The organism is Trabulsiella odontotermitis, from assembly GCF_001188485.1.
In the GTDB taxonomy this organism is placed as follows: Bacteria; Pseudomonadota; Gammaproteobacteria; order Enterobacterales; family Enterobacteriaceae; genus Trabulsiella; species Trabulsiella odontotermitis_A.
Map to the genome: position 1 here is coordinate 29,653 of NZ_JNGH01000023.1, position 14,595 is coordinate 44,247.

9 protein-coding genes, 4 tRNA genes and 2 pseudogenes are annotated in these 14,595 nt (G+C 56.3%); 11 read left to right on the forward strand and 4 right to left on the reverse strand.

Translation table 11 applies throughout. The features are described 5' to 3' along the window. Positions 1–4 precede the first annotated feature (4 nt). The 10 genes and pseudogenes from GM30_RS01275 to GM30_RS01320 all read left to right on the forward strand — a co-directional run bounded on the left by GM30_RS01275 (position 5) and on the right by GM30_RS01320 (position 7,328). A complete protein-coding gene (locus GM30_RS01275) occupies positions 5–889 on the forward strand; it encodes a dTDP-4-amino-4,6-dideoxygalactose transaminase (RefSeq protein ID WP_049847167.1) in 885 nt (294 codons plus the stop codon). Between the two features lies 1 nt (position 890). Further along, the gene (wzxE, locus tag GM30_RS01280; protein WP_049847168.1) at positions 891–2,141 is read left to right on the forward strand and encodes a lipid III flippase WzxE; all 1,251 of its coding nucleotides are present in this window, start codon (positions 891–893) and stop codon (positions 2,139–2,141) included. Continuing rightward, a complete protein-coding gene (locus GM30_RS01285; RefSeq protein WP_049847169.1) occupies positions 2,138–3,223 on the forward strand; it encodes a TDP-N-acetylfucosamine:lipid II N-acetylfucosaminyltransferase in 1,086 nt (361 codons plus the stop codon). The genes wzxE and GM30_RS01285 overlap by 4 nt, the downstream gene beginning before the upstream one ends. After that, a complete protein-coding gene (gene wzyE / locus GM30_RS01290) occupies positions 3,220–4,557 on the forward strand; it encodes an ECA oligosaccharide polymerase (protein ID WP_049847170.1) in 1,338 nt (445 codons plus the stop codon). The genes GM30_RS01285 and wzyE overlap by 4 nt, the downstream gene beginning before the upstream one ends. Before the next feature lie 74 nt (positions 4,558–4,631). Continuing rightward, positions 4,632–5,183 (forward strand): annotated as a pseudogene (gene wecG / locus GM30_RS01295) (lipopolysaccharide N-acetylmannosaminouronosyltransferase); the annotation flags it as partial. A 212-nt stretch (positions 5,184–5,395) separates the two neighbouring features. Beyond that, entirely contained in the window at positions 5,396–6,784 is a 1,389-nt protein-coding gene (thrP, locus tag GM30_RS01300; protein WP_049847172.1) for a bifunctional threonine/serine APC transporter ThrP, read from the forward strand. 102 nt (positions 6,785–6,886) lie between these two features. Further along, a tRNA-Arg gene (locus GM30_RS01305) sits at positions 6,887–6,963 on the forward strand. 66 nt (positions 6,964–7,029) lie between these two features. Then, positions 7,030–7,105 (forward strand) — tRNA-His (locus GM30_RS01310). Positions 7,106–7,123: 18 nt separating this feature from the next. Beyond that, a tRNA-Leu gene (locus GM30_RS01315) sits at positions 7,124–7,210 on the forward strand. Positions 7,211–7,251: 41 nt separating this feature from the next. Beyond that, positions 7,252–7,328, forward strand: a tRNA-Pro gene (locus GM30_RS01320). Between the two features lie 471 nt (positions 7,329–7,799). Here GM30_RS01320 and hemY read toward each other — a convergent pair. The 4 genes from hemY to hemC are packed head-to-tail and all read right to left on the reverse strand — an operon-like array spanning position 7,800 to position 11,898. Continuing rightward, on the reverse strand, positions 7,800–8,999 hold the full coding sequence (hemY, locus tag GM30_RS01325; protein ID WP_049847173.1) for a protoheme IX biogenesis protein HemY: 1,200 nt from the start codon (positions 8,997–8,999) through the stop codon (positions 7,800–7,802). 2 nt (positions 9,000–9,001) lie between these two features. Further along, entirely contained in the window at positions 9,002–10,198 is a 1,197-nt protein-coding gene (gene hemX / locus GM30_RS01330; protein WP_049847174.1) for a uroporphyrinogen-III C-methyltransferase, read from the reverse strand. Between the two features lie 21 nt (positions 10,199–10,219). Next, positions 10,220–10,960, reverse strand: a complete 741-nt coding sequence (hemD, locus tag GM30_RS01335) for a uroporphyrinogen-III synthase (RefSeq protein ID WP_049847175.1) — start codon at positions 10,958–10,960, stop codon at positions 10,220–10,222. Then, positions 10,957–11,898 (reverse strand): hydroxymethylbilane synthase, encoded by a 942-nt coding sequence (hemC, locus tag GM30_RS01340; protein ID WP_049847176.1) that lies wholly within the window; start codon positions 11,896–11,898, stop codon positions 10,957–10,959. The genes hemD and hemC overlap by 4 nt, the downstream gene beginning before the upstream one ends. Before the next feature lie 429 nt (positions 11,899–12,327). Between hemC and GM30_RS01345 the strand changes: the two are divergent. Next, positions 12,328–14,489 (forward strand): annotated as a pseudogene (locus GM30_RS01345) (class I adenylate cyclase); the annotation flags it as partial. Positions 14,490–14,595: the final 106 nt, after the last annotated feature.

Here is a 14,595-nt window from a genome sequence, read left to right on the forward strand (position 1 = left end):
GAAGATGATTCCATTTAACGCGCCTCCGGTGGTGGGAACCGAGATAGATTACATCCAGTCGGCGATGGGCAGCGGCAAGCTGTGCGGCGACGGCGGTTACACGCGTCGTTGCCAGCAGTGGATGGAGCAGCATTTTGGCAGCGCGAAAGTGCTGCTGACGCCATCCTGCACCGCATCGCTGGAAATGGCGGCGCTGCTGCTGGATCTCCAGCCGGGCGATGAAGTGATCATGCCGAGCTATACCTTCGTTTCCACCGCCAATGCCTTCGTGCTGCGCGGTGCCAGAATCATTTTCGTCGATATTCGTCCTGATACGATGNNAGGCGGGGCGACGCTGATTAACGAACGCGCGCTGATCGAACGTGCTGAAATCATTCGCGAAAAAGGCACGAACCGCAGTCAATTTTTCCGTGGTCAGGTCGATAAATATACCTGGCGGGACATCGGTTCGAGCTACCTGATGGCAGATCTGCAGGCCGCGTACCTGTGGGCTCAACTGGAAGCCGCCGAGCGCATTAACCAGCAGCGTCTGGCGCTGTGGCAAACTTATTACGATGCCTTGCTGCCGCTGGCGAAAGCCGGGCGCATCGAACTGCCCTCTGTTCCGGCGGACTGCAAGCAAAACGCGCATATGTTTTACATCAAGCTGCGCGACATTGACGACCGCAGCGCGCTGATTAGCTGGCTGAAGGAAGCGGAAATCCTGGCGGTGTTCCACTACATTCCGCTACATGCCAGCCCGGCGGGTAAGGCGTTTGGCGAATTCCACGGTGAAGATCGTTTTACCACCCGCGAAAGCGAACGTCTGCTGCGCCTGCCGCTGTTTTACAACCTGTCGTCAGTCAATCAGCGCACGGTGATTAACTCTTTACTGAGCTTTTTCGGCTGATATGTCGCTGGCTAAAGCGTCGGTATGGACGGCAGCGTCCACGCTGGTAAAAATCGGTGCCGGTCTGCTGGTGGTGAAACTGCTGGCGGTGTCGTTTGGCCCGGCGGGCGTCGGGCAGGCGGGGAACTTTCGCCAGCTGGTGACGGTGCTCGGCGTGCTGGCGGGTGCCGGGATTTTCAACGGCGTCACCAAATATGTCGCTCAATATCATGACGACCCCGACCAGTTGCAGAGAGTGGTCGGCACTTCGTCGGCGATGGTGCTGGGCTTTTCCTCGCTGCTGGCGGTGATTTTCGTGCTGGCCGCCGCGCCGATTAGCCAGGGGCTGTTTGGTCATACGCATTATCAGGGGCTGGTGCGCCTGGTAGCGCTGGTGCAGATGGGGATCGCCTGGGCGAACTTGCTGCTGGCGCTGATGAAAGGTTTTCGCGATGCTGCCGGTAATGCACTGTCGCTGATCACCGGCAGCATTATCGGCGTGCTGGCGTACTACGCCTGCTATTACTTCGGCGGCTATCAGGGCGCGCTGCTCGGGCTGGCGCTGGTGCCTGCGCTGGTGGTGATCCCGGCGGCCATCATGCTTTCCCGCCGTGGCGCGATCCCGCTGCGTTATCTCAAACCGCAGTGGGACACATGGCTGGCGAGCCAGCTCGGCAAATTTACGCTGATGGCACTCATCACGTCCGTAACGCTGCCGGTAGCGTATGTGATGATGCGAAACCTGCTGGCGGCGCATTACAGCTGGGATGACGTGGGGATCTGGCAGGGGGTCAGCAGCATTTCTGACGCATACCTGCAGTTCATCACCGCGTCATTCAGCGTTTACCTGTTACCCACGCTCTCACGGCTGACGGTCAAAACAGAGATCACCCGCGAGATCGTGAAGTCGCTGAAATTTGTGCTGCCCGTCGTGGCGGCCGCCAGCTTTACCGTCTGGTTGCTGCGTGATTTCGCCATCTGGCTGCTGTTTTCCGCGAAATTTACCGCGATGCGCGATCTCTTTGCCTGGCAGCTGGTGGGGGATGTGCTGAAAGTGGGCGCTTACGTTTATGGTTATCTGGTGATCGCCAAAGCGTCACTGCGGTTTTATATTCTGACCGAAATCAGCCAGTTTGCATTGCTGACGGCGTTTTCCCATTGGCTGATCCCGGCACATGGCGCATTAGGGGCGGCACAAGCCTATATGGCAACCTATATCGTTTATTTTGCGCTCTGTAGTGGCGTGTTTTTACTTTGGCACAGGCGAGCATGACAGCACTGATACATGTACTGGGATCGGATATCCCTCACCATAACCGAACCGTTCTGGCTTTCTTTAATGACGAGCTGGCGGCGGGGAGCGCGCATGCGCGTGAGTTTATGGTGGCAGGTTCCGGCGACGGACTTCGCGACGCGTTTCCCGCGCTGTCACTCACGTTTTACCCAGGCAAAAAAGCGCTGGCGCAGGCGGTGGTCGCCAGAGCAAAGCAGGATCGTACTCAGCGCTTCTTCTTTCACGGGCAATACAATACCAGCCTGTGGCTGGCGCTGCTGAACGGCGGCATCAGGCCGCAGCAATTTAACTGGNNCTGGCATATCTGGGGCGCTGACCTGTACGAGGTCTCCCGGGGCTGGAAATTCCGTCTGTTTTATCCGTTGCGCCGCATGGCGCAGGGGCGCGTCGGGCGCGTGTTCGCCACCCGGGGCGATCTTAACTATTTTGCACAGCTGCATCCGCGCGTGCCTGGCGAACTGCTCTATTTCCCGACGCGAATGGATCCATCGCTCAACCATCTGGCGAACGACACGCCGCGGGAAGGGAAACTGACGATTCTGGTCGGCAACTCCGGCGATCGCAGTAATGAGCACATCGCCGCGCTGAAGGCGGTGCATCAGCAGTTTGGTGATACGGTCAACGTGATTGTGCCAATGGGCTATCCCGCCAATAACGAGCGCTATATTGAGGACGTTCGCACTGCCGGGCTGGCGCTGTTCAGCCGCGAAAATCTGCAGATCCTCAGCGAGAAAATGGAATTCGAGGATTACCTGGCGTTGCTGCGTCGCTGCGATGCGGGCTATTTCATCTTTGCCCGCCAGCAGGGGATCGGCACGCTGTGTCTGTTGATTCAGGCGGGGGTGCCCTGCGTACTGAACCGTGAAAACCCCTTCTGGCAGGACATGGCCGAGCAGCACATTCCGGTGCTGTTCACCACCGATCCGCTCAATGAAGCGGTACTGCGCGAAGCACAGCGGCAGCTGTTGTCCGTCGATAAAAGCCAGATCGCTTTTTTCCGGCCGAAATACCTTGAGCCATGGCATCAGGCGCTGCGTAGTGCCGCAGGAGAGACCGTATGAGCCTGATGCAATTTACCGGCTTGTTCGTGGTCTGGCTGCTGTCGTCGCTGTTTATCGCCACGCTGACGTACTTCGAGTTTCGTCGCGTGCGCTTTAACTTCAACGTCTTTTTCTCGTTGCTGTTTTTGCTGACCTTTTTCTTCGGCTTCCCGCTGACCTGTACGCTGGTGTTCCGGTTTGATGTCGGCGTCGCGCCGCCGGACATTCTGCTGCAGACGCTACTGGCCGCCGTCTGCTTTTACGCGGTCTATTACGTCACTTATAAAACGCGCCTGCGTGCCGCCACCGCCTCACGCGCGCCCCGCAGCCCGCTGTTCACCATTAACCGGGTGGAAGCGCATCTCACCTGGATAATGCTGATGGGGATTGCGCTGTTGAGTGTCGGTACGTTCTTCATGCACAACGGTTTTCTGCTGTTTAAGCTGCACTCTTACAGCCAGATCTTCTCCAGCGAAGTCTCCGGCGTGGCGTTGAAGCGCTTTTTCTACTTCTTCATTCCGGCGATGCTGGTGGTCTATTTTCTGCGTCCGGGCTGGAAAGCGTGGTGCTTATTCCTCATCAGCACCGTCGCGTTTGGCCTGCTGACGTACGCCATCGTCGGCGGAACGCGGGCGAATATCATCATCGCCTTCGCCATTTTCCTGTTTATCGGCATTATTCGCGGCTGGATTTCGCTATGGATGCTGGCGGCGGCAGGCGTGCTGGGAATTGTCGGCATGTTCTGGCTGGCGCTGAAACGCTATGGCCTGGACGTCAGCGGTGATGAAGCGTTTTATACGTTCCTGTACCTGACCCGCGATACCTTCTCGCCATGGGAAAACCTCGCGCTGTTGCTGCAGAATTACGACAAAATTGATTTCCAGGGGCTCGCGCCGATTGTGCGTGATTTCTACGTCTTTATTCCGAGCTGGCTGTGGCCGGATCGCCCGGGCATGGTGCTCAACACCGCCAACTACTTTACCTGGGAAGTACTGAACAACCACTCGGGACTGGCGATTTCACCGACGCTCATCGGCTCGCTGGTGGTGATGGGCGGCGTCTGGTTTATTCCGCTGGGCGCGGTGGCCGTCGGGCTTATCATCAAATGGTTTGACTGGCTGTACGCACTGGGAAATCAGGAAACCAANGCTGTCCTGCACAGCTTCTGCTTTGGCGCGATTTTCAACATGATTGTGCTGGCGCGAGAGGGGCTGGACTCCTTCGCCTCGCGCGTCGTTTTCTTCCTTGTGGTTTTCGGTCTTTGTCTGCTGATTGCTAAACTGTTGTACTGGCTCCTGGAAAACGCAGGGTTGATTCACAAACGGATACGCCCCCTGTCGCAACCTCAGGTCTGATAAGGAACCTCATGACTGATTCAACCTCCGCGCCGCTGTATACCTTGCGTGGTTTACAACTTATCGGCTGGGGGGANGCGGAATTTAAATACGCGGATGGTATCAGCGTGGTGCGGTCGGTGCGCAAAAAATACCCGCAGGCGGACGTTTCCCGCGTGGCGGGTGCCGACCTGTGGGAAGCGCTGATGGAACGCGCCGGCGCTGAAGGGACGCCGGTATTTTTAGTGGGCGGCAAGCCGGACGTGCTGGCGCAGACGGAAGAAAAACTTCGCCAGCAGTGGAACGTCAACATTGTGGGCAGTCAGGATGGCTATTTTCCGCCAGAGCAGCGTCAGGCGCTTTTTGAGCGCATTCATGACAGCGGCGCGGAAATCATCACCGTGGCGATGGGCTCGCCGAAACAGGAAATTTTCATGCGCGACTGCCGACAGGTGCACCCGACTGCCCTGTACATGGGCGTTGGCGGCACTTACGACGTATTTACCGGGCACGTTAAACGCGCGCCGAAGGTCTGGCAGAACCTGGGGCTGGAGTGGCTTTACCGTCTGCTCTCGCAACCGAGCCGTATCAAGCGGCAACTGAAACTCCTCCGTTACCTCCGCTGGCATTACACCGGTCAGCTCTGATCCTTGCTCGTTACTGGAAGCTTTGAACGATTATTGTGCAATGCTTCCAGATTCTTAAGACTTTGTTTGCCATTTGTCGGAAATTGTTAAACCATTCGCTGCCTGAATGGCAGTTTGCTGTGCTTTTTGACTGCCATTCACCATCCGATAAAACACGTTACCTATAAAAATAACCGGCTATGACCGGAACAATGCAAACACAAGAGGATTCTATGGCTGAAAATAAACCGGAGCTCCAGCGCGGTCTGGAAGCCCGTCATATTGAATTAATCGCCCTTGGGGGCACTATCGGCGTCGGTCTGTTTATGGGGGCCGCGAGCACCCTGAAATGGGCCGGGCCGTCTGTTCTGCTGGCCTACATTGTCGCCGGTCTGTTCGTCTTCTTTATCATGCGCTCAATGGGCGAAATGCTGTTCCTTGAGCCGGTAGCGGGTTCCTTCGCAGTGTACGCGCACCGCTACATGAGTCCGTTTTTCGGCTACTTAACCGCCTGGTCCTACTGGTTTATGTGGATGGCGGTGGGGATCTCCGAAATCACCGCCATCGGCGTCTACGTCCAGTTCTGGTTCCCGGAGCTACCCCAGTGGATACCGGCGATTATTGCGGTGGCGTTGGTGGCGCTGGCGAACCTTGCCGCGGTCAGATTGTACGGTGAGCTGGAGTTCTGGTTTGCGATGATCAAAGTCACCACCATCATTGTGATGATCGTGGTCGGGCTGGGCGTCATCTTTTTCGGCTTCGGTAATGGGGGGCATTCGGTAGGTTTCGGCAACCTCACGGAACATGGCGGCTTCTTTGCCGGGGGCTGGAAAGGGTTCCTGACGGCGCTCTGTATTGTGGTGGCGTCGTATCAGGGCGTTGAGCTGATCGGTATTACCGCCGGTGAAGCGAAAAACCCGCAGGTCACGCTGCGCAGCGCGGTCAGCAAGGTGCTGTGGCGTATCCTGATTTTCTACGTGGGCGCGATTTTCGTGATCGTCACTATTTTCCCATGGAACGAGATCGGCACCAACGGCAGCCCGTTCGTGCTTACCTTCGCCAAAATCGGCATTACCGCGGCGGCAGGGATCATCAACTTTGTGGTGCTGACGGCGGCGCTGTCCGGCTGTAACAGCGGTATGTACAGCTGCGGGCGTATGCTCTACGCGCTGGCGAAAAACCGCCAGTTGCCTGCTGGCGTGGCGAAACTGTCCCGCAGCGGCGTGCCAGTGGCGGGGGGGNTTACGCTCTCCATTATCATTCTGCTGCTCGGCTCCTGTCTGAACTACATCATTCCTAACCCGCAGCGCGTGTTTGTCTACGTTTACAGCGCCAGCGTATTGCCAGGCATGGTGCCGTGGTTTGTCATCCTGATCAGCCAGCTGCGTTTCCGTCATGCGCATAAAGAAGCGATTGCCAGCCACCCCTTCCGTTCTGTGTTATTTCCCTGGGCAAACTACCTGACGATGGCATTCCTGGTTTGCGTGTTAATCGGCATGGGATTCAACGATGACACGCGTATGTCGCTGTTTGTCGGCATTATCTTCCTCGCCGCAGTAACGTTGATTTACAAGGTGTTCGGCCTGAATCGTCACGGTTCTGCGGACAAGGTGAGGGAATAAGCGGCAAAATGCGCAAAGCATAACCAAACGCGCATTTTCTTAAAAAAAGCACTAGACAGGCGCGCCTTAAGTCCGTACTATCCACCCCCGCAACGGCGCTAAGCGCCCGTAGCTCAGCTGGATAGAGCGCTGCCCTCCGGAGGCAGAGGTCTCAGGTTCGAATCCTGTCGGGCGCGCCATTTTACCCGGCGCTGGAGCTGCGGTGGTCTGTGAAGTTAAGCAGGGCCGCGTGAAAGAATACAGTGGTGGCTATAGCTCAGTTGGTAGAGCCCTGGATTGTGATTCCAGTTGTCGTGGGTTCGAATCCCATTAGCCACCCCATTATTTGAAGTTGTGAACGCGAAGGTGGCGGAATTGGTAGACGCGCTAGCTTCAGGTGTTAGTGTCCTTACGGACGTGGGGGTTCAAGTCCCCCCCCTCGCACCACGACTTAACAGATTGAACTAAAAATTCAAAAAGCAGTACATCGGCGAGTAGCGCAGCTTGGTAGCGCAACTGGTTTGGGACCAGTGGGTCGGAGGTTCGAATCCTCTCTCGCCGACCAATTTTGAACCCCGCTTCGGCGGGGTTTTTTGTTTTCTGTACTATTTCAAGACGTTAGCCCGCTGTCTCCGCACCGCGACAACCTGTTCTGACATTGTTGCCAGCAGGTGACATATAACTCTCTGATTTTACCGCCGCTTTTCCATATCGCTTGTTTATGTCTCCACCCGGCGACATCTCATCAATTCTTAAAGATTGCGAGGCCGCGCAGAATGGGGATGCAACTCTGGCACGCGTTGTGCAATAATATGCGTGTAGATGCTCATTCCATCTCTTATGCTCGCCTTAGTGCCTCATAAACTCAGGAATGATGCAGAGCCATTTACGGTGCTTATCGTCCACAGACAGATGTCGCTTCGGCCTCATCAAACACCATGGACATAACGTTGAGTGAAGCACCTATTTATGTTGTCAAACAGACCTGTTTTAACGCCTGTACTGTAAAGTACAGGCGTTTTTTTATGCCGCGGGGTTATTGAGGGGGGTTATTGTTCTGTAGGGTCAGCATCAGGCCGTCGCGGCGCATGGTGGCCGCTTCTTCAGGCTGATGGAGACGATCAAGCGTGTCGGCAAGCCAGGCGTAATCAAAGGCATCCGGGCGCTGTTTCAGCGCTGCGCGGAAGGCAAAGCTCGCTTCCTGCCATTCACCGTGTTTCATCAGCGACTGGCCCAGCGTACTCCACAACAGCGGGCGATCACCCACGGATTTGATCTGTTGACGCAGTACTTTTTCCAGCTGTTCCGGGTTGTTGGTTTTCAGACGCGGGATCAGCAGCACCAGGCGATCGTCGTACTGGCGTTTTAAGCCGTCAATGATGATCTGCTGTGCGGTGTCATGATCGTCACATTCAATGAGATGCTCCGCCATCGCCGCCTGCAGCGCGACCTGATGACGCGTTTTGCGGCTCTGATTCTTCCACCATTCACGCAGGCCGTCGCTGCCCTGATCGGCACGCGCCTGATCCATCAGCCCAATCCATGCCTGCTGCTCCAGCGCGGCGCGATGTTCTTCATCTCCGACGTTGGCTTTCGCCATTGACGGAATGATGTCGAGCAGCGAACTCCATGCGCCAGTGCGAATAAACGCCTGCTCTGCAAGACGTAGCACTTCCGGGTGACGCGGCGTCACTTCCAGCAGCCTGTCCACGCCGTGGCGTGCCGCATGGTTTTCGTTACGCGCCAGTTGCAGACGCACGCGGGCGATTTCCACCGGGATCATATCGTTACCAGCAAGCTCCGAAGCGCGTTCCAGATGCTGATTCGCACGCAGCTCATCACCGCGTTGCTGTGCCGCTTCTGCCGCCAGCAGATAATTCACCACCGGTTGTTCAGCGTGATCGGCATTTTTCGCCATCAGCTTTTCAACCTGCTGGTAATCGCCTTCTGCCAGTTTCAGCAGCGCCTGTTCGGTCTGTTTACGTGCACGACGGCGTTTGCGGCCAACAAACCAGCCACGCGTGTGTGCGCCAGTGCGGAAAATGCGGCGCAGCAGCCATTCGATAGCGAACAGCACGACCATCAGCAGAATAAAAATGATCACCAGACCGGTGACGCTGGTTTCAATATTGTAAGTGTCCGTCTGGATGAGCACGTAACCCTGATGACCGGCGACCATCGGGCCGAGCACAATACCCGCGATCAGCAACGCAAAGAGTAATAGCACTTTCAGCATGATTATTCTCCTTGCGGTGCCGCGGCGGGGGTGTCAGCTTGCGGCGCAACGTCTGCATTGGCTGGTGCCGCTGGCTGAGCAAGCAGATTGCGCACCCGCGTCTGCATCAGTTTTTCCAGAATCGCCTGGCTTTGCAGCGTGTCAGGGACATCCATGGAAATACTCTGCTGGCTGAGCTTATCGATTTCTTCAAGGAAGCCTTTGGTCGTTGCGTCTTCGGTATCGTAATAGGCACGCACCCAGGTGGAGACATTATCCAGCGCCTGCTTGTAGGTTTCGTCCTGATGGCGCGGTACCGCCTGTGCGGCGACTAACAGGCGGGAGCGAATGTTTTCACGCAGATAGACATCCTGATTCGGCGCCAGCAGCGGGACGGCAGTTTCATCACGGCGACGAACGGTAATGAAATTGTCCATAAAGTTCTGCCAGCTTTTTTGCAGGTTCACCCGCCATTCGCTGAGTGAGGTGGAGAGTTCACCGCTGTCGTCGTCATCCATCGGCGAGCCGTCGTCGTTGTTATCAGCCAGACGCAGATTGTCGACCTGATTCGCTAACAGGTTAACTTTCAGAATAATGCCGTCGTAATCCACCTGTGTGACGCCGGACAGACTGGCGATATCGTCAGTAATGGCGCGACGCGCGGTGATCAGGCTCGGATCGTTCATGTCAGCGAGGCTGGCGTCCGCGCTTTTCAGCAGTGCCGCCGCCGTGGTCACGTCCTGATCGCTCCACAGTTTGCGACCGGCCAGTTTGACCAGATAATCGGCCTGCGCCAGCAGCCAGGTTTTCGCATCGCTGCCGGAAATGGTGGCCACTTTTTGCTGCACGTCATCAAGCTGTTTGGTCAGGGCTTCCTGCTGGCGTTTCGCCTCGGTCAGTTGCTCTGCCTGCTGTTTGATGATGCCTTCGAATTCGTTTTTTTGCGTTTCTTGCGATTTCTGTAACGCAATCAGTTGATTCGCAAGGGTGTCGTTCGCCGTCGTCTGCGTCACCGCCTGCTGTTTTCCCCAACCGTATAAACCAACGCCCGCCGCCAGCGCGATAGCAATGGCGACAGCGCTCAGCACCAGGCTGGTTTTGTTGCCACTGCCTTTGGGTGCCGTTTTTTCCGGCTCTGGTTTTTTTTCTGGCTGTGGCGTGGTTTCCACGGCCTCCCTGGTCTCTTCAACCACGGCGGAGGAATGTTGTTGTTCCGTCATTATGGCTTCCAGTTTTGAGAGTTATTGTAACGCGCGCAGCAGCGCATCGTTGTCGGCGCTATCGGCAATTTGAATCTCTTGCCAGCCTAATTCCCTGGCAAGATGCGCCAGTCGCTCGCTGACAACCAGCAGCCGACAGCGTAGCAGCCAGTTTTCACGATACCACGGAGGGGTAAGCGACCAGAGCTGTTGTAACATCTCGCCGCTGGTAATGACCAGCGTGGTCACCCCGCGTGACTGCCAGCGCATGGCTTCTTCCGCGCCATCGTAGTGTTTTGCCGTACGCTGATAGCATTCGCAAAATGTCACTTCAGCGCCGCGCGACCGCAGCGTTTCACCGAGCAGTTCCCGCCCGCCGTTGCCGCGCAAAATGAGCGCTTTCTTTCCCGCAATATTTTGTAATTCAGGTAATTGTAGCAAGACTTCGCTGATTTCCCGATCCTGCGGGTAGCGAATCGCTTTACCGCTGACCTGATGTAACGCCAGCGCTGTGGTTCGGCCAATCGCAAAATAGTGGGGGGCATTCGGCCAGTGGGCCTGCTGCTGACGCATCTGTGCGTCGGCAAAGGTCACCGCGTGCTGCGACAGCACGAACAGCAGATCGTTGTCAGTGAGATTATTCAGCAAGCCGCGTAGCGAGGGGAGTTCCCGACCGGGGGTAAATTCGATCAGCGGGAAACTCCAGGCCACTCGCCCCAGTGTGCGCAAGCGGCTCACTAATTCTTCTCCTTGCGGAGACGGGCGGGTGACCAGAATACTCATGCAGGCGATTCTCCATCATAGACCGCCGCCAGGATAGCGCGCGCGCCGTTTTGCAGTAGCTCTTCCGCCAGTGAAATGCCCAACTGTTCCGCCTCTTCCGGTTTACCGCGGCGTTCGCCACGTACCATTTGAGAACCGTCCGGGGCACCCACCAGCGCGCGCAGCCAGATTTCACCGTCAATCAGTTCAGCATAGCTGCCAATCGGCACCTGACAGCCGCCTTCGAGGCGCGTGTTCATGGCGCGCTCCGCTTTAACGCGGATGGCCGTTTCAGTATGGTTCAGTGGCGCCAGCAATGCACGGGTCCAGTCATCGCCCAGGCGGCATTCAATGCCCACCGCGCCCTGACCCACGGCCGGTAAAGAGGTTTCTGGCGGCAGCGCCATGCGAATGCGCGACTCCAGCCCCAGACGGATCAGCCCGGCGGTGGCGAGAATAATCGCGTCATAGTCGCCGTTGTCCAGTTTGCTCAGACGCGTTCCGACGTTTCCACGCAGGGAGCGAATGACCAGATCGGGGCGGAGGGCAGCCAGTTGACACTGGCGGCGTAAACTTGACGTGCCAACCACGCTGCCGGCGGGAAGGTCGTCCAGAGAGGCATAATGGTTAGAAACGAAGGCGTCGCGCGGATCTTCACGCTCACAAATGGTGACCAGCCCAAGCCCTTCGGGGAAATCCACCGGCACGTCTTTCATCGAGTGAACGGCAATGTCTGCACGATTCTCAAGCAACGCCAGCTCCAGCTCTTTGACGAACAGCCCTTTGCCGCCGACTTTGGCCAGTGGGGTATCAAGGATCACATCGCCGCGGGTCACCATTGGCACAAGTTCGACATCCAGTCCGGGGTGACAGGCCATGAGGCGATTTTTCACATAATGTGCCTGCCACAACGCGAGGGGACTCTGCCGTGTGGCAATTCTCAAAACTTTGTCTAACATGCTTGTTACCGTCATTATCGTCCACCAACCATCCTAACACTGTGCCTTAAGGATGTCAGTTTTCACGGTTTTTTACGCAAGAGAGGGAAGTGGATTTGTCACGTCATTTTGCGATCGACGGCGAAACCCGTCCGGACCGCTTTCAGAAAATTTCGTGAATTAATTGATGCTACACTTGTATGTAGCGCATCTTTCTTTACGGTCAATCGGCAAGGTGTTAAATTGATCACGTTTTAAACCATTTGTTCGTCAACGCGGTCAAAACGAAAACGACGATAAATGGAAACGGTTCTTGTTGAATTACTGCAACCCAGCGTATCCCAGGCGGCTCAATGCCTTTGATATCCGGGTTTGAACATCAGGCGAAATGTCTTGTACCTCTACATTGAGACACTAAAACAGAGACTGGATGCCATCAATCAATTGCGCGTGGATCGCGCGCTTGCTGCCATGGGGCCTGCGTTCCAACAGGTCTACAGTCTACTGCCGACATTGCTGCATTATCATCACCCGCTGATGCCGGGTTACCTTGACGGTAACGTTCCCGCTGGCATCTGCCTTTTCACGCCTGATGAAACCCAACGCCACTATCTTGATGAACTCGAACTGCACCGTGGCATGCCGAAGCAGGAAACCCCGCAGGGCGAACTGCCGATTACCGGCGTGTACACCATGGGCAGTACTTCATCGGTCGGGCAAAGTTGTTCCTCCGATCTGGATATCTGGGTCTGCCACCAGTCGTGGCTCGATAACGACGAGCGTCAACTGCTGCAGCGTAAATGCAGCCTGCTGGAAAGCTGGGCCGCGTCGCTGGGCGTTGAGGTCAGTTTCTTCCTGATTGACGAAAACCGCTTCCGCCATAATGAAAGCGGCAGNCATTCTGTTGCTTGACGAATTTTACCGTACGGCCGTGCGCCTCGCCGGGAAACGTATTCTGTGGAATATGGTGCCGGGCGACGAAGAAGAACATTACGACGATTACGTAATGAAGCTGTACGCGCAGGGCGTGCTGACCCCGAACGAGTGGCTGGATCTCGGCGGTCTGAGCTCGCTGTCGGCGGAAGAGTACTTTGGCGCCAGCCTGTGGCAACTCTATAAAAGCATCGNTCAAGCAGCGCCTGCATGATGGCGAGATCATTTCGTTCGGTCTTGACCCGTACTGCATGATGCTGGAGCGCGTCACCGAATATCTCGTGAATATCGAAGACGAAACCCGTCTTGATCTGGTGCGTCGTTGTTTCTATCTCAAAGTGTGCGAAAAACTGAGCCGCGAGCGCGCCTGCGTTGGCTGGCGTCGTGAAGTGCTCACTCAGTTAGTGAAAGAGTGGGGCTGGGACGAGGCGCGCCTGACCATGCTCGACAACCGCGCGAACTGGAAAATCGATGAAGTGCGCAATGCGCATAACGAACTGCTCGATGCGATGATGCAGAGCTATCGTAACCTCATCCGTTTCGCCCGCCGCAACAACCTGAGCGTCTCCGCCAGCCCGCAGGATATCGGCGTGCTGACGCGTAAACTGTACGCCGCGTTTGAAGCGTTGCCGGGTAAAGTGACGCTGGTAAACCCGCAGATTTCTCCGGATCTGTCCGAGCCGAATCTGACGTTTATCTATGTGCCGCCGGGTCGCGCTAACCGTACGGGTTGGTATCTCTACAACCGCGCGCCGAACATGGAATCCATCGTCAGCCATCAACCGCTGGAATATAACCGTTATCTTAATAAGCTGGTGGCCTGGGCCTGGTTTAACGGCCTGCTGACGTCACGCACGCACCTGTTTATTAAGGGCAACGGTCTCGTCGATCTGGCGAAACTGCAGGAAATGGTGGCGGACGTGTCTCATCACTTCCCGCTGCGCCTGCCAGCGCCGACGCCGAAAGCGCTGTACAGCCCCTGTGAAATACGCCATCTGGCCATCATCGTTAACCTTGAATACGACCCGACGGCGGCGTTCCGCAATCAGGTGGTTCATTTCGACTTCCGGAAGCTGGACGTTTTCAGCTTTGGCGAAGCGCAAAACTGCCTGATTGGCAGTATCGATCTGCTGTATCGCAACTCGTGGAACGAAGTGCGTACGCTGCATTTCAACGGCGAGCAGGCGATGATCGAAGCGTTAAAAACGATCCTCGGCAAGATGCACCAGGACGCCGCGCCGCCGGACAGCGTGGAAGTTTTCTGCTACAGCCAGCACCTGCGTGGTTTGATCCGTACCCGTGTGCAGCAGCTGGTTTCTGAATGTATTGAGCTGCGCCTTTCCAGCACGCGTCAGGAAACCGGGCGCTTCAAAGCGCTGCGTGTCTCCGGGCAGACCTGGGGTCTGTTCTTCGAGCGTCTGAATGTCTCGGTACAGAAACTGGAAAACGCCATCGAGTTTTACGGTGCCATTTCGCACAACAAACTGCACGGCTTGTCTGTTCAGGTGGAAACCAACCAGGTTCAGCTGCCGCCGGTGGTCGACGGATTCGCCAGTGAAGGAATCATCCAATTCTTCTTTGAAGATACCAGTGATGATAACGGCTTTAATATTTACATTCTGGATGAGAGCAACCGGGCAGAGGTGTATCACCACTGCGAAGGAAGTAAAGAGGAGCTGGTGCGCGACGTCAGCCGCTTCTATTCATCGTCTCACGACCGCTTCACCTACGGCTCCAGCTTTATTNNACCTGCCGCAGTTCTATCAGATTGTGAAAGTCGACGGG

Bases quoted from the DNA above. Each gene is read 5' to 3' on its own strand.
- hemD (WP_049847175.1), bottom strand. From the start codon at position 10,960: ATGAGTATTCTGGTCACCCGCCCGTCTCCGCAAGGAGAAGAATTAGTG.
- hemY (WP_049847173.1), bottom strand. From the start codon at position 8,999: ATGCTGAAAGTGCTATTACTCTTTGCGTTGCTGATCGCGGGTATTGTG.
- hemX (WP_049847174.1), bottom strand. From the start codon at position 10,198: ATGACGGAACAACAACATTCCTCCGCCGTGGTTGAAGAGACCAGGGAG.
- wzxE (WP_049847168.1), top strand. From the start codon at position 891: ATGTCGCTGGCTAAAGCGTCGGTATGGACGGCAGCGTCCACGCTGGTA.
- hemC (WP_049847176.1), bottom strand. From the start codon at position 11,898: ATGTTAGACAAAGTTTTGAGAATTGCCACACGGCAGAGTCCCCTCGCG.